This window comes from Brachybacterium squillarum M-6-3 (assembly GCF_000225825.1).
Classification (GTDB): Bacteria; Actinomycetota; Actinomycetes; order Actinomycetales; family Dermabacteraceae; genus Brachybacterium; species Brachybacterium squillarum.
On record NZ_AGBX01000001.1, the window covers coordinates 785,909 to 811,121 of the forward strand.

Here is a 25,213-nt window from a genome sequence, read left to right on the forward strand (position 1 = left end):
GGCCGGGGTCCGGATACGCGTCCGGACCTGCACCATTCTAACGGACGACGGGCCCGATCGGGGACATCCGACGGGCGTGGCGCGGGCCGCAGATACCCCCAGGCGGCACGGGAAGCCGCCTGGGAGCGGCGAAGGACGGCCCGGACGAGGGCCGGTATGCCCGGCCGGGTCCCGACGCGCCTGCGGGGTCTCTGGCGGATCAGGACCCGCGGCCTCCGGGACGGGGCCGGAGCAGCGGTCAGCCGTAGGTGTCGCGGGGACCGCGCCAGGTCACGGTGCGTCGTCCTCGCTTCCAGGAGCGCTGGGCGGCGGCGGGCCCGGTGACGCGCAGCTCGGAGACGACGTGGGCGCCGATGTGCTCCTCGATGGTGGTGATGAGCTGCGGGGTGAGCATCCGCAGCTGGGCGGCCCAGGCGGAGGAGGAGGCGCTGACCACGAGCACCCCGTCCTCGAGGGAGACGGGGCGGCAGTGCTCGGCGACCCGCTCCCCGACGATGCCGTCCCATTCCTCCAGCACCCGGCCGCTGCTCATGCCGGCCTCCCAGCCCAGGTCGGACAGCACCCGGCGCATGATCAGCTGGATGCCCTGGGGGTCGCGCGGGTCGGGGCGCGCGCCGGAGTACCCCGGGGAGCGGGAGGAGCGGTCGCGGACATCGCGGGCCTGGGTCTTGGCGGAGATCGGGAACAGGCCGCGGTCGCGGGCGGCGGCGCGGGAGCGGTTCACGGTGCGGCGGGCCAGCTCGAAGGGGTCGTCCAGCCGGGGCAGGGCCGGCGGGTCGACCGGGTCCTCCTCGGCACCCGCGGACCCGCTGCCGTACTCGGGGGCCTCCTCCCGGTCGTTCCCGCCGGGCTCGGGCCAGGGATCCGCCGGCACCGGGCGGCGACCGGAGGCGCCCTCCGACGGGGTCGAGGGGGCCATGGCGCCCTCACCGCTCCAGGTGCGCAGGTCGTAGGGGTTGGCGACGCCGGGCCGAGGTGACCCCGTGGGCTGCGGCGCGGGACGGGGCGGCTCGCGCCGCGCGGCGCTCACGACAGCCGCCCGCTCTCGCGGGGGACCGCCTCGCCGAGGGTCACGTCGACCACGTGGGTGCCGCCGTCCAGGGCGGCGGGGATGTCGGAGTCGTTGGCGGTGGTGATGAGGACCTGGCGGGCGCCGGTGATGATGCGGCCCAGACGCTCGCGGCGGTGGGTGTCGAGCTCGGAGAAGACGTCGTCGAGGATGAGGATGGGCTCGCCGTCGCCGAGGTCGCCCTCCTCCAGCCGCAGCAGGTCGTAGGAGGCCAGCCGCAGGGCGAGGGCCAGGGACCAGGACTCGCCGTGGCTGGCGTAGCCCTTGGCCGGGAAGTCGTGCAGGCGGATCTCGAGGTCGTCCCGATGGGGGCCGACCAGGGTGACGCCGCGGTCGATCTCCTCGTCGTGGCGGCCGGCCAGGAGGGCGAGCATGGTCTGGCCGATCTCGCGGGTGCCGGGCAGCTCGCCGGGTCCGGCGCCGAGCTCGTCGAGGATCGCGGAGCGGTAGGCGACGTCCGCCGGGGAGTCGACCTCACCCCGCTGCTCGGGGGGCAGCTCGAGGGCCTGCTCGGCGCCCTCGTCGGTGGCGACCCGCAGGTAGGAGTAGCCCAGGTGGGGGCGCAGGCGGTTGACCAGGTGCAGCCGGGCGCGCAGCAGCTCGGCGCCGTGCTGCGCGAGCTGCTGGTCCCAGACCTCGAGGGTGGAGGCGGCGGCCTCGGCGGGGTCGAGGCCCCCCACGGCGCGGCCGCTGCCGCCGCGGCGCATGGAGCGCATCTGCTTGAGCAGGTTGGAGCGCTGCTTGAGCACCCGGTCGTAGTCGGCCTTGACGCCGGCGAAGCGGGGGGCGATGAGGAACAGCAGCTCGTCCAGGAAGCGGCGTCGGCCCTCGGGATCGGCCTTGACCAGGCCCAGGTCCTCGGGGGCGAAGAGCACGGCGCGCACCTCGCCCAGCAGGTCGCGCAGGCGGGGCAGGTTCTGGCCCTGCAGCCGGGCACGGTTCGACTTGCCCGGGGTGATCTCGAGGTCGACCTGCAGGGGCCGGCCGGCACGCTCGAAGGAGGCGCGGATGATCGCGGTGGCGGAGCCGCGGTGGACCAGCGCGGCGTCGTGCGGCACGCGGTGGCTGGAGAGGGTGGCCAGGTACCAGACGGCCTCGACCACGTTGGTCTTGCCCTGGCCGTTGCGGCCGACCAGCACGGTGATGCCGGGGTCGACGGGCAGGGTGAGCCGCGGGTAGGAGCGGAAGTCGGTGAGGTCGAGGGCGGTCAGCTGCACGGAGGGGGTGCCTCCGCTCAGGTCCGCATCGGCATGATCAGGTACCGGTACGAGGTGTCCGGGGTGCCCTCGAGGGACTCCTGGCCGCTCATGACGGAGGGCTTGATCGAGTCGGTGAAGGTGAGGCGGGCGAAGTCGGTGCCGAGGGCCTGCAGGCCGTCCAGCAGGAAGCCGGAGTTGAAGCCCACGACGAGGTCCTCGCCCTCGAGCTGCGCCTCGAGCACCTCGCTGGCCTGGGCGTCGTCTCCGGCGCCGGCCTCGAGGGCCACCTGTCCCTCGGTGAAGGAGAGGCGGACGGGGGTGTTGCGCTCGGCGACCAGGGAGACGCGCTTGACGGCCTCGATGAGCGGGGCGGTGGCGACGACGGCGGTGATGGCGCTCTGCTCGGGGAACAGGCGGCGCACGGGCGGGTAGTCGCCGTCGACCAGGGTGGAGGTGGTGCGGCGGCCGCCGGCCTCGAAGCCGACCAGGTTGCCGCCCTCCTCGGCGAGGGCCACCTCGACGCTGCCGCCGGTGGCCAGGGAGCGGGCGACCTCCTGCAGGGTGCGGCCGCGGACCAGGGCGGTCTGCTCGGCGCCGGGAGAGGAGGGGGTCCAGGTCAGCTCGCGCATGGCCAGGCGGTAGCGGTCGGTGGCCATCAGGGTCATGGTCTCGCCGCTGATCTCGACCTTGACGCCGGTCAGCAGGGGCAGGGTGTCGTCCTTGGAGGCGGCGACGGTGACCTGCGAGATCGCCTGGGCGAAGACGTCGGCGGGGACGGCGCCGGCGCGGGGCGGCATCGCGGGCAGCTGGGGGTACTCCTCGACCGGGAGGGTGGCCAGCGCGAAACGCGAGGAACCGCAGCGGACCTGCAGCTTGGTGCCCTCGAGGGAGACGGAGACGTCCTTGTTGGGCAGGGCGCGGACGATGTCGGAGAGCATCCTGCCCTGGACCAGCACCTCGCCGCCCTGCTCGACCTCGGCATCGAGCTGGATCTGCGCGCTGACCTCGTAGTCGAAGGTCGACAGCTGCAGCGAGCCGGAGGTCTCGGCCACGATCCGCACGCCCTGCAGGATCGGCAACGCCGGGCGCACGGGGAGGGTTCGGGTGGCCCAGGAGACGGCATCGCCCAGGACGCCGCGGTCGAGGTGGAACTTCACCGTTGCCACTCCTTCGCAGTGGTCGTTCGTCAGATCGGGGACAGCGTATCGGGTTCCCGGCCATGCGGACGACACACCGCCTCGAGCCTTGACATCCCCCACCGCGGTCCTTCCCGCGCACGACTCGCGGACCGGCGGTGCCTCGCGGAACCGGTCATCCGGTGCCCGACCTGCTGCCGGCGGTCCGGCCGCCCCGCGCCCGGCCGGACCGCCGCCCCGCGCGAGGACCCGGGATCCCCTCTCCTCGTCGAGGCCTCCTGCCGACCCCGCGAGCACCCGACCCCGCGAGCACCGCCGCCGGACGACGCCCCGACACCGCCCGCCGTCCACACCCCCGACGACAACACTTGGACAGTCCTCTTCTTCACGGCTGTTGATCCGGTGGATGAATGACAACGTCCCAGCTCGCACGGATCACCGGCGCCCCGGATCGCTCCGGACGGATCCGGGAGCGCTCGTGGGCGGGGTGTGTACGAGGGACCCCGGACCCCCGATTCCTGTCATTCGACCGTACACAACGGTTCCTGCAGGAATGACAAGAACTCCACACTGTCCACAGCGTCGTCCACATTGGGGATGAGCGAGGTGCTCGGATTCTTGTGGTTCCGCAGGTCGTCACGGCCGCGTCATCTCGCGGACACCCGCTCCGGATGCACTCCCGGTGCTCCTCACGAGCACCCTCCGCCTCCGCGCCGCGGGACACGGCCGGGTGGCTCAGGGACGGGCGGAGGAGCTCGAGCTCTTGATCTTCGCGGTCAGCTCGGTGACCTGGTTGAAGATCGCCCGGCGCTCCTTCATCAGCTCGCTGATCTTCTTGTTCGCGTGCATCACGGTGGTGTGGTCGCGGCCGCCGAACTCCTCGCCGATGCGGATCAGGGGCATGTCGGTCAGCTCGCGGCACAGGTACATCGCGATCTGGCGCGCGGAGACCAGGCGCCGGCTGCGGCCCGAGCCCACGATCTCGTCGACCGACAGCCCGAAGTAGGTGGCGGTCTGCGCGATGATCGTGGAGGCGGTGATCTGGGCGCCGTCGTCGTGGGAGAGCAGGTCCTTCAGGACGCTCTCGGCCAGGGTGACGTCCATCGGCTGCCGGGAGAGCGAGTGCAGGGCCTGCACCCTGATCAGGGCGCCCTCCAGCTCGCGGATGTTGGTGGCGATGTGAGAGGCGATGTACTCCAGCACGTCGTGGGGCACCTCGCCGGTGTTCTCCTGTGCGACCTTCTTGCGCAGGATGGCGATGCGGGTCTCGAGGTCCGGCGGCTGCACGTCCGTCATCAGGCCCATCTCGAAGCGCGAGCGCATCCGGTCCTCGAAGCCGCCCAGCTCCTTGGGCGGCAGGTCCGAGGTGATGACGATCTGCTTGTCCGTGTTGTACAGCGTGTTGAAGGTGTGGAAGAACGCCTCCATCGTCTCCGGGGCGCGCTGCAGGAACTGGATGTCGTCGATCAGCAGGATGTCGATGTCGCGGTAGCGGCGCTGGAACTCCTGCGCCTTGCCGAACTGGCCGGACTGCACCGAGTTGATGAAGTCGTTGGTGAACTCCTCCGAGTTCACGTACCGCACCACCACGTCCGGGTAGAGGGTCTGCGCGTAGTGGCCCACCGCGTGCAGCAGGTGGGTCTTGCCCAGGCCCGAGCCGCCGTAGATGAACAGCGGGTTGTAGGCCTTGGCGGGGGTCTCGGCCACGGCCGAGGCTGCGGCCTGCGCGAAGCGGTTCGAGGAGCCGATCACGAAGGTGTCGAAGGTGTACTTCGCGTTCAGCCGGGAGTCCTCGCCGAGGGTCGAGGCGGGGCCGGTGCCGCGGGAGATCCGGGTCGGGGCCGGCACGGGCGAGGGGGCGGAGGCGCCGGAGAAGCCCGCGTAGGGGGAGGTCTCCGAGAAGCCGCGGCCCTCACCGGCGTCGACGCCGACGGGGGCGGCCTCCTGCGGGGAGTCGTCGCCCGAGGTCGCGGAGCCCTGGCCGGGCAGGGGGGCGCGGCTGCCGGAGCTCGGCGACTGGCCCTCGCCGGTGGCCCGTCGGAACGGGGGATCGGTGTGGACGGACCGCTCGGAGTTCTCCACATCGTTGTCCACAGAATGTGCAGGAGCAGAGGCGGATGCCGAGGTCGCGCCGGGGACGGGGGTGGGCTTGTCGCCCTCGTCCTCCAGCAGCAGCGACTCGTCGACGGTCACCGCGAAGCGCATCTCGCGGCCCGTGGCCTCGCTCAGGGCCTGCTTGAGCTCGGCCACGATGCGGTGCTCGAACAGCTCCTTGGCGGAGGTGGAAGGCGCTGCGACCAGGGCGGTGTCCGCCACCACGGCCATCAGCCGGGAGAGCGTGAGCAGGGCGATCACCCGTGGGGAGACCCCGGCGTCCCGGCGCAGGCTGCTCAGGGTGTGCTCCCAGATCGCGTCGACGCTCTCGTCGGTCATCTCGGTCTCCATCGCGGGGGTCGGGGCTCGCCGTAGTTTTCCACAGAATCCCCAGCATTGTGGACCGATGTTGTGGAGGGTCACCTCTCCTGGCACGATGTCCCTCCCCGAGGCCGACAACGCCACGCCCGCGGCGGTGAGAATCCCGCCACACCCGCCTGTGCAGGGCGCCTGCGCCGTTGACCCCCTCGAAGGGCTCTCCTAGAATCGCTCAGTCACCGCTGCGCGTCGGTCCTGCCGCGCGCCCGGTCGCGGGCTTCGCCCGTGGCCGCCGCGACTCGGACCGGCTCGGTCATCCCGGCCGTCGCCCCGCCCCGGCGGGTGCGCCCGATCCGTCCGTCCGTGCAGCCGACCCCACGCCACCGCGAGGGGCACGCCCGTGCCCATGACCGAGGAGAACCGATGAGCAAGCGCACGTTCCAGCCGAACAACCGTCGTCGCGCCAAGAAGCACGGCTTCCGCGCCCGCATGCGCACCCGCGCCGGCCGCGCCATCATCAACGCCCGTCGCACCAAGGGCCGCTCCGAGCTCTCGGCCTGAGGCCGAGGGTCCCGGAGCCCCGCGAGTCCCCGGGAACCGGGCCCGTGACCCCGACGTCCTGGTCCCGGCACCGACTCCGCTCCGGCGACGACTTCCGCGCCGTCACCCGTCGTGGCGTGCGCAGCGCCCGATCCCACGTGGTCGTGCACCTCGCCCTGCTCCCGCAGGCCCCCGAGGCGCCCCGCGTGGGATTCGTCGTGTCCAAGAAGGTGGGCAACTCGGTGGTCCGCCATCGCATCACCCGCCGCCTCCGGGAGCTGGTGCGTGCCCATCTCGACGCGTTCCCGGCCGGGTCCACCGCGGTGATCCGCGCACTGCCCGGCGCGGAGCAGCTGCCCTTCGCCGACCTCGAGGACGAGGTGACCGGCGCCCTGGGTTCCGCCGTCCGCAAGCTCGAGCGCCGCGGCACCCCCTCGGGGGCGCCCCGATGACCGCTGCCCGTCCGGGGCCGGGGTGGGGCCGCCGCCTGCTGCGCCTCCCGCGTCGCCTGCTGATGCTGCCGGTGATCGCCTACCAGCGCGGCATCTCCCCGTACACGCCCGCCGCCTGCCGCTACACCCCCGTCTGCTCGCAGTACGGGCTCGACGCCCTGCGCGTGCACGGCGCCGTGAAGGGCACCCTGCTGACCGCCTACCGGATCCTGCGCTGCAACCCCTTCACCCGGGGAGGCCCCGATCCGGTGCCCGCCCCCGGCATGTGGAGCAATCCACGCCGACTGCGGACCCCGGCCCGCGAGGGCCTACCCTTGTCCGAGACTCCCGACCAGAGCCGTCACCACGCATGAACGACATGCGCATCCGGACGGCAGAGAGACCAGGCCGATGAATCCCCTGTACCCGATCGAGTGGGCCGTCGCATGGATCATGGTGAAGTTCCATGCCCTGCTCAGCCTCTTCATGGACGCCGACTCCGGCTGGACCTGGCTGCTGTCCATCGTGGGCCTCACCGTGGTGGTCCGCACCCTGATCACCCCGCTGTTCATCCGGCAGATCCGCTCCTCGCGGGCGATGCAGGCGGTCTCCCCGCAGCTGCAGGCCGTGCAGAAGAAGTACAAGGGCAAGACCGACCAGGAATCCCGCCAGAAGATGGCGATGGAGATGCAGTCGATCTACCGCGAGGCCGGCGCCAGCCCGCTGTCCTCCTGCCTGCCCCTGCTGCTGCAGATGCCGATCTTCTTCGGCCTGTTCCGGGTGCTGTACAACAAGCTCCCCGAGGCCGCGTCCGGCACCGCCTTCGGCCCGCTCACCGTGGAGCTCGCCCAGAGCGCGAACAACGCCAGCATCTTCGGGGCCACCACCATCGCCGACAGCTTCCTGTCGCCCGGTGACGGCGGCATCACCACCCGCATCATCGTCGGCGTCATCATCGCGATGATGGTCGCGGTCACCTTCATCACCCAGAAGGAGCTGACGATGCGGAACATGCCGCCGTCGGCCCTCGAGGGGCAGATGGGCAGCACCCAGAAGATGATGCTGTACATCCTGCCGTTCATCTACGTGATCACCGGTCCGTCGATGCCGATCGGTGTGCTCGTCTACTGGCTCACCACCAGCGCCTGGACCATGGCGCAGCAGGCCATCGTGGTGTGGACCTACCCCACTCCCGGCTCGCCCGCCGAGGCCTCCCGCCACCGCCGCATCAACGCCAAGCGCGAGCGCCAGGGCCTCGAGCCCCTGGACTTCACCCCGCCCAAGAAGGTCGTCGAGCCCGAGGCCGAGCCGACCATCCGCGTCCAGCCCACCGGGAAGAAGCGCTCCGACGGCAAGAAGCTCTCCGACGAGGAGAAGCTCGCCCGCGCCCGTGAGGCCCGGCAGAAGGCCCAGGAGGAGCGCCGCCAGCAGCAGCAGGCCTCCGGCGACTTCCTGGAGGGCAAGTCCTCCACCGGCGGCGCCCTGAACAAGAAGAACGGCAAGAGCGCCAAGAAGAAGCGCCGCTCCTGATCCCCCTCGCCCCGGGAGCGAGGACGCTCCCGGGGCACACCCCATTCCCCGCGCACCCCGGAGGACCCCATGACCGAGACCCCCACGCCCGATCCGCAGGAGACCGCGGCCGCCGCCCCCGAGCAGGACGCCCCCGTCGCCGAGGAGCAGGCCCCCGAGACCGCCGACGCGCCCGCGGCGACCACCGCTGCAGAGGGGTCGGAGGCGGCCGCCGCCGACGCCGAGGGCGCCGAGGGCGAGGCCCCCACCGAGTCGACCGCGGACCGTCTGGCGCGTCTCGAGGAGGAGGGCGACATCGCCGCCGACTACCTCGAGGAGCTGCTGGACATCGCCGACCTCGACGGCGACATCGACATCGACGTGGACGGCGACCGCGCCTCCGTGGAGATCCGCGGCGCCGAGCAGCTGGGCCGGCTGAACAAGCCCAAGGGCGAGCTGATGGACGCCCTGCAGGAGCTCACCCGCCTGGCCGTGCAGACCCGCACCGGCAACCGCTCCCGCCTGATGCTGGACATCGGCGGCTTCCGCGCCGAGCACAAGGGCGATCTGGAGACCCAGGCCGAGGAGGCCGTCGAGCAGGCCCGCAGCGGCGGCGAGCCCGTCGCCCTGCGCCCGATGAACCCCTTCGAGCGCAAGGTCGTCCACGACGTCGCCAAGCGCGAGGGCCTGCGCTCCGAGTCCGACGGCGACGGCAAGGGCCGTCACGTCGTGATCTACCCGGCCTCCTGACCCCGTGGTGCCCGTCCCCGTGCTGCCCGCCGCGCTCCGCGACCCCGCCGAGCGCCTCTTCGGCGACCGCCTCGAGCTGGCCGAGCGCTTCACCGCGCTGCTCGCCGAGCAGGGTCCTGAGCGTGGCCTGATCGGCCCCCGCGAGGTGGAGCGGCTCTGGGAGCGGCACCTGGTCAACTGCGCCCTGCTCGCCGACGCCGTGCCCGCGGGCACGTCCACGGTGGCCGACGTCGGCTCCGGCGCCGGCCTGCCCGGGGTGGTGCTGACCATCGCCCGTCCCGAGCTGCGGCTGACGCTCATCGAGACGATGCAGCGCCGGACCACCTGGCTGGAGGAGGTCGACGCCGAGCTGGGTCTCGGCCTCGAGGTGGTGCGCGCCCGCGCCGAGGACCTGCACGGCCGCCGCGACTTCGACGTGGTCACCGCCCGCGCGGTCGCCGCCCTGGACAAGTTGGCCCGCTGGACCCTGCCGCTGGTGGCCGACGGCGGCGAGCTGCTGGCCATGAAGGGCAGCTCCGCCGGCGAGGAGATCGACAAGGCCGCCCCGGTGCTCCGACGTCTCGGCGGCACCGATGCCCACGTCACCCTGCACGGCCAGGACGAGGTGGAGGTTCCCACTACAGTGGTCCACGTGCGTCGCCGCGCGCACGGCACCGAGAAGGGAGGGCCCCGTGGCTGATCAGAGCAGTGAATCCGCAGGTCAGGGGGACACCCCGCTGATGCGCGAGCTGCAGCGGGACCATGCCCGTCGCCGCGCCCTCGAGGGTGTCGAGTTCGCGGTGCCGGAGCGGACCCGCGTGCTCACCGTCGCCAACCAGAAGGGCGGGGTCGGCAAGACCTCCACCGCGGTGAATCTCGCCGCCGCCCTGGCCATGGGCGGCCTGCAGGTGCTGGTCATCGACGCGGACCCGCAGGGCAACGCCTCCACCGCGTTGGGCCTGGAGCACCACGCCGAGGTGCCGAGCATGTACGAGGTGCTGGTGGACTCCAGCCCCCTGGCCGAGGTGATCCAGGACGTCGAGGGCATGCCCACGCTGCAGTGCGCCCCCGCCACCATCAACCTCTCCGGCGCCGAGATCGAGCTGGTCTCGATGGTCGCCCGGGAGAACCGGCTGCGCAACGCGATCCGCGAACACCTGACTTGGCGGGAGGAGCAGGGGCTGCGCCGCCTGGACTACGTGATCATCGACTGCCCGCCGTCCCTGGGCCTGCTGACCGTGAACGCCCTGGTCGCGGCCCGCGAGGTGTTCATCCCGATCCAGGCGGAGTACTACGCCCTGGAGGGGCTGACCCTGCTGCTGAACAACATCGAGCTGATCCGCCAGCACCTGAACCCGGAGCTGACGGTCTCCTCGATCCTGCTCACGATGTACGACGCCCGCACCCGGCTGGCCGCGCAGGTGGCCCAGGACGTGCGCGATCACTTCCCGGAGCAGACGATGACCTCGACGATCCCGCGCTCGGTGCGGATCTCGGAGGCCCCCAGCTACGGACAGACCGTGCTGACCTACGATCCGGGCTCCAGCGGGGCCCTGGCGTACCGCGCGGCGGCGCACGAGCTGACCGTGCGTCCCGTTCCCTGAGCGGGTCCGGACGGCGGGGCCCCGACGACGGCGGTCCCGGATGCGGACGGGGTGACTCAGGGTGGGCACCGACGGTGGAAGAAGGAATGTGGAGATGACGCAGAAGCGAGGACTCGGACGCGGCCTGGGCGCCCTGATCCCCGGGGCCGGCGCCGCCCCCCAGCAGGCCCCGGCCGCCCCCGCGGAGGAGGCCCCGGCGGCCGCCCCGTCCCCGGCGGAGGCCGCGCCCCTCGCGGAGACCGCCGGCGCGGCCGAGGTCGGGCAAGCCGCTGCGGCGGCATCCTCCCCGTCGGAGGCACCGGTCCCGGAGGCACCCGTCTCGGCGGCTCCTGCCTCCGAGACCCCCTCTGTGGAGGAGACCCCGGCGCTGCGCACCCGCACGCAGCCGACGCCGGAGCCCGAGCAGGGCAGCGCCGCGGCGGAGCGTCCCGTCGACATGTTCTTCTCCGGCGAGCAGGCCGGCTCCCGCGAGGAGCGGGCACGCGCCGAGCGCGGGTCGGCCCGTGACCTGGCCGGGGACATGGCCAAGGCCGCCGCCGAGCGCCGCGGCCGCGGCACCTCCGTCCGCTCCACCGCCAAGGGCTCCTCCGCGAGCACCGAGACCGCCTCCGCCGGCCGCGGCGCGTCCACCGGGAAGAAGTCCGGTGCCACGGGCTCCGGGGGGAAGAAGTCCCCCGGCGGCGCGGCCGCCTCCAGCGCCCGCAGCTCGTCCTCCCGCAGCACGGGCTCGGCGACGGCGAAGAAGAAGACGTCGAAGACCTCGGCGTCCTCGGCGTCGGCGAAGCGTGGGGCGACGAAGGGCGGCGCGTCGAAGGGCGGCGCGGCGACGCGGTCCTCCACGACGTCGGCCCCCGGCACGGGAGCCGTCAGCGAGACTGCCGCGCAGCCCACGTCGCCTCGCACCGCGGCGGAGTCGAGCCCGGTGGTGGACGTCGAGGAGGTCCCCCTGACCCCGGCGCGCGCCGAGTCCTCGCCCGTGACGACCGTGGAGGCGCAGGCTACCGCTCCCGCCGGAACACCGGAGTCCGCCCCTGCCGAGCCCGTGGAGTCGGCGGAGTCTTCTCCCGCTCCCGCCGAGCCCTCGGAGCCGATGGAGACGACCCCCGTCCCCGCCTCGGCCGCGGAGGCCGCTCCGACCACCGCCGCCGCCGATGAGGAGCCGGTGGTCGCGCAGGATCTCTCGCCGATCGGCACCACCCCCGCGGGCGGCGACCTGCTCCCCGTGCCGGGCGCCGAGTTCGCCGAGATCCCCATCCACGAGATCCGCGAGAACCCGCGGAACCCCCGCACCCTCTTCGACGAGGACGAGCTGGACGAGCTGGCGGCCTCCCTCCGCCAGGTGGGCGTGCTGCAGCCGGTGGTGGTCCGCTCGATCGCGGTCACCGAGAACGGTGAGTCCTTCGAGCTGGTCATGGGTGAGCGCCGCTGGCGCGCCGCCACCCGCGCCGGCCTCCCCTCGATCCCGGCGATCATCCGCCAGACCAGCGATGACGACCTGCTGCGTGACGCCCTGCTGGAGAACCTGCACCGCTCGCAGCTCAACCCCCTGGAGGAGGCTGCCGCCTACCAGCAGCTGCTGGAGGACTTCGGCTGCACCCAGGACGAGCTGGGCGAGCGGATCGGTCGCTCCCGCCCGCAGATCACCAACACTCTGCGGCTGCTGCGCCTCCCCCCGCTCGTGCAGCGACGTCTGGCCAGCGGTGCCCTGAGCGCCGGCCACGCCCGCGCGCTGCTCTCCCTGGACAACCCGGCGCTGATGGAGGAGCTCGCCCAGCGGATCGTCGCGGAGGGCCTGTCCGTCCGGGCCGTGGAACGCCTCGTGGCCGCCGGTGGTGCGGCGCAGCCGGCCGCCAGGACGGCTCGGCGCTCGACCTACGATCCGCACGTCGTGGACCTCACGAGCCGGCTCTCCAACCGCCTGGAGACCCAGGTGCGGATCGACGTCGGCAAGCGCAAGGGGCGCATCACCCTGGAGTTCACCAACCTGGAGGACCTGGAGCGTCTGGTGGAGAACATCGGGCTGGATCCCGCGGAGGTCCTCGGCAGCGAGGACTGACCGCATCGTCCGCAGCGCCACGACGCACGGGCCCTTCCCCGCCGGGGAGGGGTCCGTCGTCGTGTCGAGGTGAGCGCGTCATGTTGACGGGGTGTGGAGTGTCCCTGGCACTCGCAGGTCACGCCAGAGTGCCGAGAATGCCGGGTATGGGAGTAGTCAGCCTCCTCCGGGAGAAGCACGTCGGCCTCCGAGAGCTGCGCTCCCGCCGCGGCGCCCGAACCGGACTGGCCCGCGCGGCGGTCGGTCCTCTGTCTCGGATCAGCGCCTGAACCCCCGGGTGGTGGTATGTCCTCAGGAGGGGTTTCACGCGAGTTTCCACCAGTGTGGACATCCCTGTGGATGATGATGGCCAGGGCACCGCAGATGTCATCCACCCGTTCATCGGAGACGCGCAGGATCAGGACCGGCGAGCCGCGGTGTGGGTCGCCCGCTCGGCCTTGCCGGATGTTCCCCATGACTTCGGGCACCGAGCGGAGACGACCCGGTGCACGTGGCGGCGAGTCAACAGAGTTTCCCGCAAAAGTGCGCCCTGACCTGGGGTTTCACCAACAGGGGGTTCGGGCAAGGGCTCGCTATCGGGCCTGAGGATGTCAGCCTCGTGGCCGGCCTACGCCGGCCGCGGCATGTTTCCCGTGGAACCGTCATGGTGGGTGGACGCCGGATCGGGTGGCTGGTTTTGTCGCTGACCGCGCCCCTGTCCGTCACCGACACGGAGCGAAGCCACGTGAAGCTACGTCAAATCCGTACAGCTCGAGGCGTGCACCTCGGTGGATAGCTGCGCCGACGCTCCGTCGAGAGTTTCCCGTGGAACGCGTGTCAGGCGCGATGATACGTGCTGGAGACCGACCGCTTGCTCGGGGTCGGCTACAGCCGAATACTCATCACCCGGGGAAGGGCACCTGGCCGGCCAGGGGTAGCGTGGGGCAGCGATCAGCTCCCTGATCGTGGTCGCCTGCCAGGGCCCCCGCACTCCCCTCCGCAGCAGTCGCCAGGCGATGGGTACGTGCCTGTGTGTCGCTGCGCTGCGTTCTTCGGGTGGGCCCATAGCCGCGTACGTGCTCGGCGTGGTCTGAATGAGTTTCCCGTGGAACGCTGCTCTTGGCGCGAGGCGAGAGTCCGGACCAGTGTGGAGTCAACCGCGCTGCGGGGTGGGATGTCGATCGTTTGACGTTCCGTGTTTCACGTGAATCTTCGCGAGCGCTTGCGCTCGGACATTCGTGCACCTGTCGCGACGGACAAAAACCACGAGATCATGCTGCTGCGGTGACCCCGATCCACGTGTTTCACGGGGAACACTCACCCCGGTCCACGTGCGGTCGACACGTGGCGCGTCGCTGATACGCGGTTGAGAGATCAAGAGATCGCGGGAGTTGGTGGTTCCACCAGTGGTGACTGCCATGGCAGGTGTCTCCGGGCGGAGCTGCAGATTCACGTGAAACACATCGTGAGCGTCTCGGAAGCGGCGTGCTGCTTCGGAGTGAGAGTGCAGTCCGCAGTGCAACATCGTCGCCGTACTCGGCGTTGGCGATGCGCACACGGTCGGAGATACTCGGGCGATTCCAGCTCCCGGTCTTCCGTGGTGGGGAGCGGCTCTCGGCCCGGGGGCGGGAGGGGTTTCACGCGAAACATGGGGTAAAGCGCCTCCCGCGTCCGATTTTGCCAGTCCCCTTTCCGTCCCTCCTGCCGTATTGACTTTGCGGAGGTCCGGGTGGCAGTACCATCTCTCCCGCGCGTGCCGAGCCCTCTGCTTCAGGTCCGGGAAAGACGTGACGAGACCGGACTCGATGTTTCGCGTGAAACCTCGCGTCTCCACGGGCTGTCGCTCGCGGCTTCCTCGGCAGGTGGGTTCGACGCCGGGACCAGTGCACAGGCATGGGAGTTACCCCCAGCTGGCGAAGCATCACTCTTCGCGTAGACAGCATCGCGAGAACCGTTGCACGTGAAACGTTCGGCGTGTCAGCTCTCGCCACATCAGCTGCGATAGCAGGGGCCATAGTGCCTGCGCTTCCCTCTGCGTCATGTCTCGTTCCACGGGAAACACACGGATCCAGCGCAAGATGCCGGTACCCCATACTCCTGGCCAGCAAGGCACTGCGCGCGGGCAGGCCGCCGGTGTCGACGACCTTTCGTGACGTCAAGTATGGGTCTGAGCCCCCGAGGGCGAAGGTTCCGCGTGCTTGTGCTCGTGCGACTGGAACGTGGGGGCGCGCAGCTGGAGGAGCCACGAGTAGGTCGTCGCTACGCCACGCGTTGGCCGTGGGTGAACGTCCGTGTGCGTGTGCGAGTGGTCGCGGGGCAGTCGGTGGGAGAGCGAAAGGGAGGGGAGCTGGGTACGGGCGCAGGAATGACTGTCGGCATCAGCGGTCATCCCGTGCGTCCGTCGCGTGCGTTTCCCGTGGAACGTGCGACCGCGCGTACAGATCGGCAGCTGTTGGCTGGCCGAGGCCCGCTGGAGATCCGAGGTTCGCCGTGGAACCGTCGATCGAACCTGTCCGGTGCGGCGGGCAGGAAGAGATGGTGGAGTCCCCGTGGAATGAGCCGTGTGATGGACAGCGGCGTCGGCCGGGATCCCCTTCGTCCTCACGTGCAGCGCGCGGGGCGTCGATGCCCAGTCCGCAGGCTCATCAACCACGGCAAGGGTCTCGGTGGTGATTGTCAATGTGACAGAAACGGAGATCCATGCCGCGACGACGCCAGAGGGAGGGGCTCCGGCCGCTGCGGTCGACGGCGTGTCGGGCTGTCCGTCGCGGCGGTGGAGCACCTGGTGGACAGTGATGTGGACGACGGGCCGCGAGTCGCCCTGCACGGTGGAGTGCGCAGCCGTCGTGACGTGCGCGGACAAGTCCCTATATGTGAGGTGAGCCACTCGCAGTCGTGTTCTTGCTGGTCAGACGCGTGAGGGGCTCATGTCTGATGCTGTCCGGATCCGCTGGTCGTCCACACGACAATGTGGATGAGTGGTGGACGGCCCGGCTCCTCTCTGGTGGACAGTGCTGTGGATAACTCTGTGGACGTAGCGTTGGTGCACGTCAGCCTCGGCGTGTCGCTCCGTCTTGACGCGCGGCTCGAATCACCTGGGGCTTGCCAGGTGGACACCGATCGAGACTCGGGAGTCCGGGCACTCGGAGCAGCGAGCCGGCGTCCGTATCGGAGGGTCGTGCACCGACTCCCCTCAGGAGGACGGGACAGTTCCCGGAGCAGCATCGCTCGGGGACGCGTCGGGGTCGCGGAGCATCCGGTCGACCTCGTGCTTGGGCAGGTTCCCGACACGTCTCTGCTGCACGGCCCACCTCCCCGCCAGCGGAGCCTGTGCCGGGTCGGACGTGTCCTCGGGTGCTTCCATGCGCCGCACCCCGGTGACGTCCTGCGTCGGCAGATCCCCCAGCTCGAGCACGTCCGCGGGACCCCCGGAGTCGTCGTGCCCGTTCAGCGCACCGGGTTCGACGGCCCTCAGGAGGAGCCAGGTCGGCAGCTCCTCCACGTCCAGCCGGACGAGGGTCTCCTCGTCGGGGCCCTCGATGACCGCGGTCAGCGCGCCCGATCCCCAGCGGCGGGCCAGCTCGTGCAGCACCGTCCGTGCCGGTCGGGCGGGCAGGCACCAGTCGGCGGTGACCAGGAGGAGCAGTGGCGGGCCTGCGGTCGGGCTGTGCAGGGATCCTCCCGTTCCCGGGGCGGATTGCCGAGCGATCGTCGCGTGGGCAGACGGCGACGCGGCGGGCGTCCCCTCCCCGTGGGGAGAGGCGCCCGCCGCGTCCTCGTCGTGCCCGGTGCTCAGGCCTGCACCGGGGCCGCCTGCTCGGCGGCCTCCTCCGCCTCGGCGGCCGCGGCGGCGTCCTCGCTGCCGAAGGCCTCGAGGTCCGCGAGCCAGCGCTCGGCGTCCAGGGCCGCCTGGCTCCCGGAGCCGGCGGCGGTGATGGCCTGGCGGTAGGTGTGGTCCACGACGTCACCCGCCGCGAACACGCCCGGCACCGAGGTGTAGGTCGAGCGACCCTGGCAGACGATGTAGCCCTCCGCGTCGAGCTCCAGCTTCCCGGTGAACAGGTCCGTGCGGGGCAGGTGCCCGATCGCCTCGAACACGGCGTCCGTGGCGACCTCCCGCTCCTCACCGGTGACGGTGTCGCGCAGCGTCACGGACTCGACCTTGTCGGTGCCGTTGATCGAGGAGACCTCGGAGTTCCAGGCGAAGGAGAGCTTGGCGTCGGCCTCCGCGCGGCGGGCCATGATCTTCGAGGCGCGCAGCTCGTCGCGGCGGTGCACCAGGGTCACGGACTTCCCGAAGCGGGTGAGGAAGGTGGCCTCCTCCACGGCGCTGTCGCCGCCGCCGACCACGATGATGTCCTGGTCCTTGAAGAAGAACCCGTCGCAGGTGGCGCACCAGCTCACGCCCTTGCCGGAGAGGCGCTGCTCGCCCGTCACGGACAGCTTCCTGTACGCCGAGCCGGTGGCGATGATGACGGCCTTGGCCCGGTAGACGGTGCCGTCGTCCAGGGTCAGGGTCTTCACGGGGCCCTCGAGCTCCACGTCGATGACGTCCTCGTACTCGATGACGGCGCCGAAGCGCTCGGCCTGCTCCTGCATCCTGGTCATCAGCTCGGGCCCCTGGATGCCGTCCACGAAGCCCGGGAAGTTCTCCACGTCGGTGGTGGTCATCAGGGCGCCGCCGGCGTCCAGGGCTCCGGCCAGCACGATGGGATGCATCTCGGCGCGGGCCGCGTAGATCGCGGCGGTGTAGCCGGCGGGGCCGGAGCCGACGATGACCAGCTCGTGGACCGTGCCGTCGTCCTGCGGGCCGCTCGCCGCGCCCTCGGTGGCGGGAGCGGTGGTGCCGAGGATGTTCAGTGCTTGGATGGGCTGGGTCATGGGGATCCTTCCGGGAGGGGCCGCCCGGCGCGGGGCGGATCGTGGGGTCGGTGCGGGACTGCTGGACTGCACGGCGGGTCGTGCCGGCGGGTCGGGGTCGTGGGGGGCCGGGGCGATCAGGGACGGCGCGTCGGCGGACGGAGCGGACGCGGGAGGGACGGAGGGATCAGGCCGGGGTCCCGTCCACCAGGACGGTCCCCGTCCACAGCCGGTCCTCGGTGGGGACCTCCGAGGCGGACTCGCTGCCGCACTCCGGCAGCACCACCGTGGTCGAGACGGTGCCGCCGGTGGCCTGCAGGGTGGTCTTGTCCATCGGGCCGTGCACCAGCAGCCAGGCCGGTGTCTGCTCCGGTCCCCATGCCACCTCCTCCATCAGCAGGATCGCGTCCGTGCTGCCCTGCTCCTGCAGGCACTGCACGGCGTCGAAGCTCGTCGTCGGCTGCAGCGCCCCGTCGTCGATCAGGGACTCCACCTCGGTGCCGAGGCTTCCCTCGGTGACAACGGGCAGGGCCGCCGCGTTGTTCCCGCCCCTGGCGGTGTCGATCGACGCCCCGGTCCGGTCACGGCCGATGGTCGTGGCCTCCAGGGCGCGGGTGAGGGTCAGGCCCACCAGGACGGCGAGCGTCGCGGAGACGACGATCAGCGGCAGCGGGATCCCGAGGACCGTGGGATAGCGGCGCGCCGGGCGCCGGACCCGCCGGGGCCCGGGGGAACCCTCGCTGTGCATGGTCACTCGACCCGGATCTCCGCCACCCGGCCACGGTAGCCGCTCGAGTCGCTGGTGTCCGTGGGGAGCGAGGGGAACCACAGCGCCAGCTCGGAGGCGTCCACCGGTTCGTCCAGCTCGAAGGTGACCTCGCCGTCGCCGGCGAACTCACCCTCGGCGATGGTGTCCCCGAGGGAGCCGTCGTCGTTGACCGTGTGCAGCTCGATGGTGCCGCCGCTGTTGCGGGCGGTGGTGACCACGACGGTGGAGACGGTCGACTCCTCCTCCAGCTCGAGGCGCAGGCCCATGCCGTCCATCAGGCCGCCCCATTCCGGGGTCGAGTAGATCTGGGTGGACCAGTAGGTGTCGGTGTCCCCGTCGGTGATCAGGTCCACCTCCTCCGGGTGGTCCGCGTCCTCGCCGTCCTCGGTGATGATCTCGACGCCGGCGAGGGAGGCGGCCGGCAACTCCGGCTCCTCCTCGGTGGTCTCCTCCGCCGACTCCTCGGCGGTGGCCTCCTCGCTGGTCGCGGCGGCGGACCCCGGGGTGGTGTTCAGCGGGTTGGAGACCCGGTCGCGCAGGCCCGAGGTGATCGAGGACAGCGCGAACACCATCGCCAGGATCACCAGCAGCGCCCCGCCCAGCAGGATCCACTGCGACTGCCGGGAGCGCTCGGCGGGCTGCTCCGGGCCCATCGCGAAGGTCTCGGGGTCGTCCGCGTCCACGGCGACGCCGACCACGTCGCGCAGCAGGGCACTGCGGGAGGCGGGCTGGGCCGCCGCGCCGGCGGGAGCCTGGTCGGTGGAGGCGTGCTCGCGGCCGCGCACCACGATGGGGCCCTCCTCCTCGGGGGGCGGCGCGGTGGCGGGCAGCATCGACTCCTGGCGGCCCGCGACGGCGACCGGTCCGGTGCCGCCGGTGCCGCTGCCATGGTGCACGGAGGCGACGGGGGTGATCTCGACGGCGGTCTCCTCCGCCGGGGCCGTCGGGGCGGCGGCGTCCGCGGCGGGGCCTCCGTCCTCGGCGGTCCCCGCCCCGGGGGCGTCGCCGGCAGCGGTGTCGGGGGTGGCGGAGGCCGGGATGGTGGCCTCGGCGCCCGCGGTGCTCGCCGCGGCCGCGCCGGCTGCGGGGGCCAGCGGCCAGTGGCTGCCCGCGGTCGCGGCGGGGATCTGCTCCGACGCGTCCTGCTCGGGCTTCTCCGGGTCCTGCCCGGCCGTCCCGCGAGCGGCGCCCTCAGGGGCGTCCGCGGGAGTCGCCGTGGACGGGTCCTGCCCCGCCTCGGCGTCGGTGGCGGCGCCCGGTCCCGCGGCGGCGTCCTCCGGAACGGGCTTCGGGGCGGGGGTCGGCTCGATGTCCAGGTGGCCGGGGAAGGCGCCGGCGGTGCGCTTGCGGTCCAGGTGCAGGTCCTCGACCAGCTGCTTCGCCTCGCGCGCGGCGGCCGGATCCTGGGGAGCCGCGTCCGCGGGGGCCGGATCCTGCGGGCCCGGGTCCGCGGTCGGCGCATCCTCCGCCCCGTCGTCCTCGGCCCCGACGCTGCTGACGGCCGAGGCGGTGGCGGCGCCCGCGGCTCCGGCGCCCAGCGCGAGAGCGGTCGTGCGGTCCTCGTCCTCCGCCTGCTCCTTCGCCGAATCCTCCGCCAAGTCCTCCGCCTGCACCTGTTCCGGGGCGGGGTCGGCGGTGGGCTGCTCGGAGGCGTCCGCGGGGGACGCCTCCCCGGTCGCGGGGACCGGCTCCATCGCGCGGGTGCTCTCGAGCTCCGGCTCCTCGGGCCCCGTGTCCGTGCCCGCGGGGGCCTGCGTCCCCGCGACGGCCTCCTCCGGGGTGGCGACGGCGCCGCGGCCCGCGTAGGCCTCGAGCGTCACCGGGATCGACTGCCACGGCTCGAGGGCGGCGATCAGCCCGCGGGTGGTCTCCGGGATGTCCTCGGCGGACTCGTTGAGCACCAGGTCGCAGAGCAGGTCCAGGTCCTGCGGGATCGGACCCTGCGCCAGCGTGGAGGGGCGCGGCACCCGGCCGTCGTCCCCGCGGCGCGGGCTGCGCCCGGTCAGTGCCCGGTACAGCAGCGCCACCAGGGCGGAGGTGTCCTGGAAGGAGGCGACCTCGCGGGAGCGGTCGAGCTCCGCGTGGGAAGCGGCCTCGACCCCGACGCCCAGCACGGACACCGCCCCGGAGGCGGTGTCCACGAACAGGCGGTTGGAGTCCAGGAGCTGGTGGCGCAGGCCGCGGCGGCGCGCGGCCTCGAGACCCTGCGCGGCCTCGCCGATGATGGACCGGGCCGTCTCCGGGTGCAGCGCGCCCTTCCCCAGCAGCGCGGCCAGCGGCGGTGCGGACGGGAAGGGGTACTCGACGACCGTCATCGGGGCCTCGAGCTGCACCCCGTCGTCGGGCACCGCGTGCCCCTCGCCGAGCACCACCATGTCCCGCACCGGGATCAGGTGCGGGTCCTCCACCAGGTAGGCGCGGCGCACAGTGTCCGCGGTCTCGAGGGCGATCTCGCCCTCGACCACGAACAGCGCCACCGCGTCCCCGCTCGCCACCGAGCGCGCGCGATACCATTGGGCGCCCTCGGCGACCTGGGACAGGGGGATCGTGCCCTCCAGGGTCCACCGGGAGTGCAGGGCCTCCTGATGCGGGGTGGTGTTCACGGACCGTCCTTCATGTTCTCCATCGGGACACGCTCGGGACGAGACGCGCCTCCGGCTCGGGAACTTCCCATGCTACGAGGTCACCCGCAGCCGACCGGGGAGCCGACGCCCGGCCGCGCGGACCAGCCAGCGCACCTCGTCGACCCGCAGCAGCCAGGCCACCCCCACGAAGACGGCCGTCATCACCACGCCGAGCACGGCGCCGCCGAGCGCCGCCACCAGCCGGTGGATCCAGAGCACGTCGCCGAGCAGGGCCATCAGGCCGCTGCCCGCCGCCCAGGTGATCACGCCCGCCACCGCCAGCTTCCCGAACACCACGGCGCCCGTGCCCAGCGAGGGCGAGGTCGCGCCGAGCGCGGTCCCGTGGCGGCGCAGCATGACCAGGCCCATCACCCAGCCGGCCACGTTGCCCGCGCTGGAGATGATCGCCGCGGTCATCGTGGCGTACATCGGGTCCACCAGACCGAGCACGATCGGCACCCCCGCCAGGGAGAACAGCGTGATCGGGATCTGCACCAGGAACGGCGTGCGGCCGTCCTCGTAGGCGTAGAACACGCGCTTCATCAGGTACAGCGCGGCGAAGGGCACCAGCCCCAGCATGTACCCCATCAGCACCAGGCCGTTGGCGCGGGCCCCCTCCACCCCGGTGCCGCCGCCGATCACCCACATGATCGGGCCGGACAGGGCGATGAAGACGGCCGTGCACAGCACCATCGGCACCAGCAGGATCCGGTTGGTGCGGGCGTAGGACTGCAGCGCCCCCGTGTGCTCGTCGGCCGCCGCCTGCCGCGAGATCGCCGGGAAGGCGGCCGTGACCAGGGAGACCGCGATGATGCCCTGGGGGATCATGAACGCCAGGTAGGACCAGTCCAGGCTCAGCAGCGCCGGGTAGCGCGCCGCCTGGTCCGGGTCGTCCTGCAGGCGTTCGTTCATCGCCACCGCCCCGCCGGTGGACCAGCGGGTGGCCCAGATGCCCAGCTGCCCCAGGCCCAGCATGCCCAGGGTCCACAGGCCGATGTGGCTGAGCTTGCCCAGGCCGAGCCCGCGGAAGCCCCAGCGCGGCCGCAGCCGCAGGTTCAGCTTGCGCACGTACCAGAACAGGAAGGCGACCTGCGCCGCGGACCCGCCGACGTTGATCGCGGCCATCGCGATCACCATCGCCAGGGTCCAGGTGGAGGGGTCGCCCTGCCGGCCCCAGATCCCCAGGAAGATGCCCGCGCCCGCGATGCCGACCAGGTTGTTCAGCACCGGCGCCCACTGGTACGGCCCGAAGGAGTCGTGGGCGTTCAGCAGCTGCCCGCACATCACGTACAGGGCGGAGAAGAAGATCTGCGGCATCATCCAGTAGCCGAGCTGGATGGCCAGGGTGTACGTCTCCGGGGGGAGCCGACCGCTGGTGAGGATCAGCAGCACCGGCACCGCCACGATGCAGACCGCGGTGATCGCCAGGGACGCCGCCGACACCAGTGTCATCAGCCGGGAGATGTAGTCGCTGCCGCGGTCCGGCCGCTTGACCGCGCGCACGATCGCGGGCACCAGGATCGCGTTCAAGGTGCCGCCGCCCACCAGCAGCCAGACGGTGTTGGGCAGGGCGTTGGCGGCGGAGAAGGCGCTCGCCGCGGCCGACATCGAGCCGGCCAGCACCATGCCGAACAGGTAGTTGCGCACGAAGCCCAGCAGGCGCGACACGGTCGAGCCGGCCGCCATCAGGGCGCTGGCCCGCACCAGCCGGCTGCGGCCGGAGGACGGGGCGGAGCCCGAGGTGGGGGCCGACCCGGAGGTGTCCGCGCCCCCGGTGTCTGAGGGAGCTTCGGTGGGGGCCGCCGTGTCCGGGGCGGCGGGGCGGGCGGTGCCGGGGGTGGTGCCGCGGCGGTGGCGGGGGACGTGCTGCGCGCGTCGTTCCGCGGTCATGGGCGCTCCCCTTCCTGGGGGTCATCGGTCGGGGGGTCCTGCGTCGGGGCGGCGTCGTCTCCGGCGCCGGTCCCGCTCCCCGTCCCGGGCGGGGCCGGGTCCCGGTCGGGACGCGAGCGGCCGGAGCGGGAGAGCTCCACCGGGTCCTCCGGGCCGTGCACGGCGGGGGCGCGCTTGCTGGAGCCGGTGCGGCGGGCGCGGGCCACGCCGACGACGACCAGCGCGCCCATCGCCACCACCAGCACCATCGTCGTCCAGTTCTCCCAGGCCGGGTTCACCGACAGCGGCACGTCGACCGGCTCGGTGAGGGCCTGCCCGTCCTCGGTGGTGGCCCTCGCCGAGAGGGTCACGGTGCCGTTGGCGATCGCCTCCACGGGCACGGTGGTGCTGACCTCGCCGCGCGGCGGCACCTCCACCACGGGCTGCTCGCCGATGCGCACCAGCTGCTTGTCGGAGGTCACCGCCACCTGCACGGTGATCGAGGTGTCCAGGCCGTTGGTGATGGTGATCGGCACCCCGGCCTCGTCGGAGATCAGGTTGTAGCCGGAGGCGGGCACCACGTGGATGCGCTCCACCAGCGCGGCACGCTGCTGACGGGCCTCGCGGGCGCGCTCCCCGGGCACCTGGGTGTCATCGCGCCACTGCCAGGAGGCGCCGGAGAGCGCGAGCAGCCGCGGCAGGTCCAGCGTGGCGGTGTCGCCGAGGGCGGAGCCCAGCACGTCCAGCTCCCGGCAGGCCGTCTCCAGGCGGTCCGCCTGGCTGGGGGTGAGCAGCGTCGGCTCGGCGACCACGGAGGCATGGCGGTAGCCGCCCTCGCCGTCCGCCTCGGAGGGATGCACGCCGGCCGGACCCAGGTCGCCCAGGGCGTAGAGGTCCTCGCCGTCGCCGCGGGTGGAGGTGGTGGTCGTGCCCTCCTCCGCGGCGTCCAGGAGCTCCTGGGTGCGGCCCGAGGTCACCCAGCCGGCCTCGTCCAGGGCGTCCAGGGCGGCGCCGGCGGCCTCCGCGTCCAGCGCCGTCCCGACCTCCGGGGAGATCAGCAGGTGGCGCGGCGCCTCGGTGTACTCGGAGGCGACGGTGGCGGTCTCGGCCAGCAGCCGCTGGGTGACCTGCTCGGTGTCGGTGGCGCCGGTGAGCTGGGAGAACTCGGCGGACAGCACGGGATCCAGGGCCAGCAGGCGCAGCGAGGGCGCCTCGTCCCCCTCGGCGGTGTAGGTGCCGATGGAACTGGGGGTGATTGTCCCCGCAGGGTTCTCGCGCAGGGAGGAGGAGGGCACCAGGGCGGTGTCCACGCCGGCCGCGGCCACCTTCTCCAGCGCGGCCCCGTTGGCCTCGGCGCCCGCCACGGGCAGCACCATGCTGCCGGGCTCGACGCCGGTCTCCTCGGTGACGGCGGCCGATCGCTCCTGCAGCTCCTCCAGCAGCGTGGTGCCCCCGGCGGAGCGCAGGGAGACCAGGTCGGCCTGCGCATACGGCATCGCCAGCACCGTGCGGTCCCCGGAGGTCGCGGAGGTCGTGAGGGTCTCGGCCAGGGTGCTCGCCGCCTCGGCCGGCGCGTAGCTGAGGGTGGGGCTCGCCTCGGCCTCCTCGCCGTCGGCGGCGTCGGCCTGCGCCTCCTGCTCCTCCGCGGTCGGCTCCTCGCCGGTCCCGGTGCCGATCGCGGGCGGGTCCAGCAGCGACGGGTCCATCCACAGGTCCACGTCGTCCCGCTCCGAGAGCGCGCTCAGCGAGGCCAGCTGTCCGTCCTCCAGGGAGGCGGCGTAGGCCTCGGGATCGGTGGCCGCCAGGCCGGGGTCGGAGGCGGTGACCGGCAGCAGCACCGACTGGGTGATCGCGTCCTCGGTGCCCTCGGGCCGCCACACCACGAAGCTGCGGATCGAGCTCACCGCCTCCCCGTCCACGGAGACGGTCAGCGAGAGCCGGCGGGTTCCCCAGTAGTAGGGCTGCTCGCTGAGGCCGAGCTCCTCGGCGGGCGCCTCCACCCGCAGGGTCACGGACTCGCCGGGCGCGAGGGTGGTCTCCTCCGCGGCCTCGGCGATCGGGTCGCCGGCGGTGTCGGGACCGGTGCCCGCCTGCCAGGAGGCGAGCTGGGAGCGGTCGGTGACGCGGGCGCTGCGCAGCCGCAGCCCGAGGCCCGGGTCCGCCATCTCCTCCTCGGAGGTGTTGGTCACCTCGACCTCCGCGCTGAGCGTGCCGCCCGGGGCGAGGGATGTGGGATCCAGGGAGACCAGGCGCAGGGAGACCGGGGCGTCGTCCGCGGGCTCCGGGGGGATCGCCGGCTGCGCGGGGGTCGCGACGGGCGCGGCGGCGCTCGCCGCGGGCGCGAGCAGCAGCGCCGGGGCCGCGACCAGGATCGTCGCCACCAGCGCCGCGAGCACGGGACGCAGGGACGGCACGGACGACGGCATG

At 72.6% G+C, this 25,213-nt stretch carries 18 protein-coding genes; 8 read left to right on the top strand and 10 right to left on the bottom strand.

Annotated features, from left to right (window positions below):
• Nucleotides 1-238: 238 nt before the first annotated feature.
• The 4 genes from OM98_RS03460 to dnaA all read right to left on the bottom strand — a co-directional run bounded on the left by OM98_RS03460 (nt 239) and on the right by dnaA (nt 5,837).
• The gene (locus tag OM98_RS03460) at nt 239-1,030 is read right to left on the bottom strand and encodes a DciA family protein (protein ID WP_050812609.1); all 792 of its coding nucleotides are present in this window, start codon (nt 1,028-1,030) and stop codon (nt 239-241) included.
• The gene (gene recF, locus OM98_RS03465; RefSeq protein ID WP_010533182.1) at nt 1,027-2,286 is read right to left on the bottom strand and encodes a DNA replication/repair protein RecF; all 1,260 of its coding nucleotides are present in this window, start codon (nt 2,284-2,286) and stop codon (nt 1,027-1,029) included. The genes OM98_RS03460 and recF overlap by 4 nt, the downstream gene beginning before the upstream one ends.
• A 17-nt stretch (nt 2,287-2,303) precedes the next feature.
• Nucleotides 2,304-3,425: a DNA polymerase III subunit beta gene (gene dnaN, locus OM98_RS03470; protein WP_010533183.1), complete on the bottom strand. Its 1,122-nt coding sequence runs from the start codon at nt 3,423-3,425 to the stop codon at nt 2,304-2,306.
• Nucleotides 3,426-4,139: 714 nt separating this feature from the next.
• Nucleotides 4,140-5,837 (bottom strand): chromosomal replication initiator protein DnaA, encoded by a 1,698-nt coding sequence (gene dnaA / locus OM98_RS03475; RefSeq protein ID WP_033194947.1) that lies wholly within the window; start codon nt 5,835-5,837, stop codon nt 4,140-4,142.
• Nucleotides 5,838-6,239: 402 nt separating this feature from the next.
• Between dnaA and rpmH the strand changes: the two genes are divergently transcribed.
• The 8 genes from rpmH (at nt 6,240) to OM98_RS03515 (ending at nt 12,685) form a co-directional block, all read left to right on the top strand.
• Nucleotides 6,240-6,377 (top strand): 50S ribosomal protein L34, encoded by a 138-nt coding sequence (gene rpmH, locus OM98_RS03480; protein WP_010533185.1) that lies wholly within the window; start codon nt 6,240-6,242, stop codon nt 6,375-6,377.
• Between the two features lie 44 nt (nt 6,378-6,421).
• Nucleotides 6,422-6,808, top strand: a complete 387-nt coding sequence (gene rnpA / locus OM98_RS03485) for a ribonuclease P protein component (RefSeq protein WP_010533186.1) — start codon at nt 6,422-6,424, stop codon at nt 6,806-6,808.
• A complete protein-coding gene (yidD, locus tag OM98_RS03490; RefSeq protein ID WP_010533187.1) occupies nt 6,805-7,161 on the top strand; it encodes a membrane protein insertion efficiency factor YidD in 357 nt (118 codons plus the stop codon). Before rnpA ends, yidD begins: the two co-directional genes overlap by 4 nt.
• Before the next feature lie 37 nt (nt 7,162-7,198).
• Nucleotides 7,199-8,317, top strand: a complete 1,119-nt coding sequence (yidC, locus tag OM98_RS03495; RefSeq protein ID WP_010533188.1) for a membrane protein insertase YidC — start codon at nt 7,199-7,201, stop codon at nt 8,315-8,317.
• 69 nt (nt 8,318-8,386) lie between these two features.
• Nucleotides 8,387-9,046 (top strand): Jag family protein, encoded by a 660-nt coding sequence (locus OM98_RS03500; RefSeq protein ID WP_010533189.1) that lies wholly within the window; start codon nt 8,387-8,389, stop codon nt 9,044-9,046.
• 4 nt (nt 9,047-9,050) lie between these two features.
• On the top strand, nt 9,051-9,725 hold the full coding sequence (rsmG, locus tag OM98_RS03505; RefSeq protein ID WP_010533190.1) for a 16S rRNA (guanine(527)-N(7))-methyltransferase RsmG: 675 nt from the start codon (nt 9,051-9,053) through the stop codon (nt 9,723-9,725).
• 40 nt (nt 9,726-9,765) lie between these two features.
• A complete protein-coding gene (locus OM98_RS03510) occupies nt 9,766-10,629 on the top strand; it encodes a ParA family protein (RefSeq protein WP_010533191.1) in 864 nt (287 codons plus the stop codon).
• Between the two features lie 94 nt (nt 10,630-10,723).
• Nucleotides 10,724-12,685, top strand: a complete 1,962-nt coding sequence (locus OM98_RS03515; protein WP_010533192.1) for a ParB/RepB/Spo0J family partition protein — start codon at nt 10,724-10,726, stop codon at nt 12,683-12,685.
• Between the two features lie 3,172 nt (nt 12,686-15,857).
• Here OM98_RS03515 and OM98_RS03520 read toward each other — a convergent pair.
• From OM98_RS03520 to OM98_RS03545, 6 genes are all read right to left on the bottom strand, one after another.
• Nucleotides 15,858-16,256, bottom strand: a complete 399-nt coding sequence (locus OM98_RS03520) for a hypothetical protein (protein WP_010533193.1) — start codon at nt 16,254-16,256, stop codon at nt 15,858-15,860.
• Between the two features lie 200 nt (nt 16,257-16,456).
• Nucleotides 16,457-17,545, bottom strand: coding sequence for a thioredoxin-disulfide reductase (trxB, locus tag OM98_RS03525; RefSeq protein ID WP_010533194.1), 1,089 nt, complete (start codon nt 17,543-17,545; stop codon nt 16,457-16,459).
• Between the two features lie 166 nt (nt 17,546-17,711).
• On the bottom strand, nt 17,712-18,272 hold the full coding sequence (locus tag OM98_RS03530; protein ID WP_050812610.1) for a hypothetical protein: 561 nt from the start codon (nt 18,270-18,272) through the stop codon (nt 17,712-17,714).
• Nucleotides 18,273-18,274: 2 nt separating this feature from the next.
• Complete coding sequence (locus OM98_RS03535) at nt 18,275-20,896, bottom strand: hypothetical protein (protein ID WP_010533196.1); 2,622 nt, start codon at nt 20,894-20,896, stop codon at nt 18,275-18,277.
• Between the two features lie 72 nt (nt 20,897-20,968).
• Nucleotides 20,969-22,807, bottom strand: a complete 1,839-nt coding sequence (gene murJ / locus OM98_RS03540; RefSeq protein ID WP_010533197.1) for a murein biosynthesis integral membrane protein MurJ — start codon at nt 22,805-22,807, stop codon at nt 20,969-20,971.
• Nucleotides 22,804-25,212 carry a DUF6049 family protein gene (locus OM98_RS03545; protein WP_033194808.1) on the bottom strand — a complete coding sequence of 803 codons (2,409 nt, stop codon included), beginning with the start codon at nt 25,210-25,212 and terminating at the stop codon, nt 22,804-22,806. The genes murJ and OM98_RS03545 overlap by 4 nt, the downstream gene beginning before the upstream one ends.
• Between the last annotated feature and the right edge of the window lies 1 nt (nt 25,213).

Coding starts and splice junctions, on each gene's coding strand:
- dnaA (WP_033194947.1), bottom strand. CDS start 5,837: ATGACCGACGAGAGCGTCGACGCGATCTGGGAGCACACCCTGAGCAGC.
- rpmH (WP_010533185.1), top strand. CDS start 6,240: ATGAGCAAGCGCACGTTCCAGCCGAACAACCGTCGTCGCGCCAAGAAG.
- yidD (WP_010533187.1), top strand. CDS start 6,805: ATGACCGCTGCCCGTCCGGGGCCGGGGTGGGGCCGCCGCCTGCTGCGC.
- yidC (WP_010533188.1), top strand. CDS start 7,199: ATGAATCCCCTGTACCCGATCGAGTGGGCCGTCGCATGGATCATGGTG.
- OM98_RS03500 (WP_010533189.1), top strand. CDS start 8,387: ATGACCGAGACCCCCACGCCCGATCCGCAGGAGACCGCGGCCGCCGCC.
- OM98_RS03510 (WP_010533191.1), top strand. CDS start 9,766: ATGCGCGAGCTGCAGCGGGACCATGCCCGTCGCCGCGCCCTCGAGGGT.
- OM98_RS03515 (WP_010533192.1), top strand. CDS start 10,724: ATGACGCAGAAGCGAGGACTCGGACGCGGCCTGGGCGCCCTGATCCCC.
- trxB (WP_010533194.1), bottom strand. CDS start 17,545: ATGACCCAGCCCATCCAAGCACTGAACATCCTCGGCACCACCGCTCCC.
- OM98_RS03530 (WP_050812610.1), bottom strand. CDS start 18,272: ATGCACAGCGAGGGTTCCCCCGGGCCCCGGCGGGTCCGGCGCCCGGCG.
- murJ (WP_010533197.1), bottom strand. CDS start 22,807: ATGACCGCGGAACGACGCGCGCAGCACGTCCCCCGCCACCGCCGCGGC.
- OM98_RS03545 (WP_033194808.1), bottom strand. CDS start 25,212: ATGCCGTCGTCCGTGCCGTCCCTGCGTCCCGTGCTCGCGGCGCTGGTG.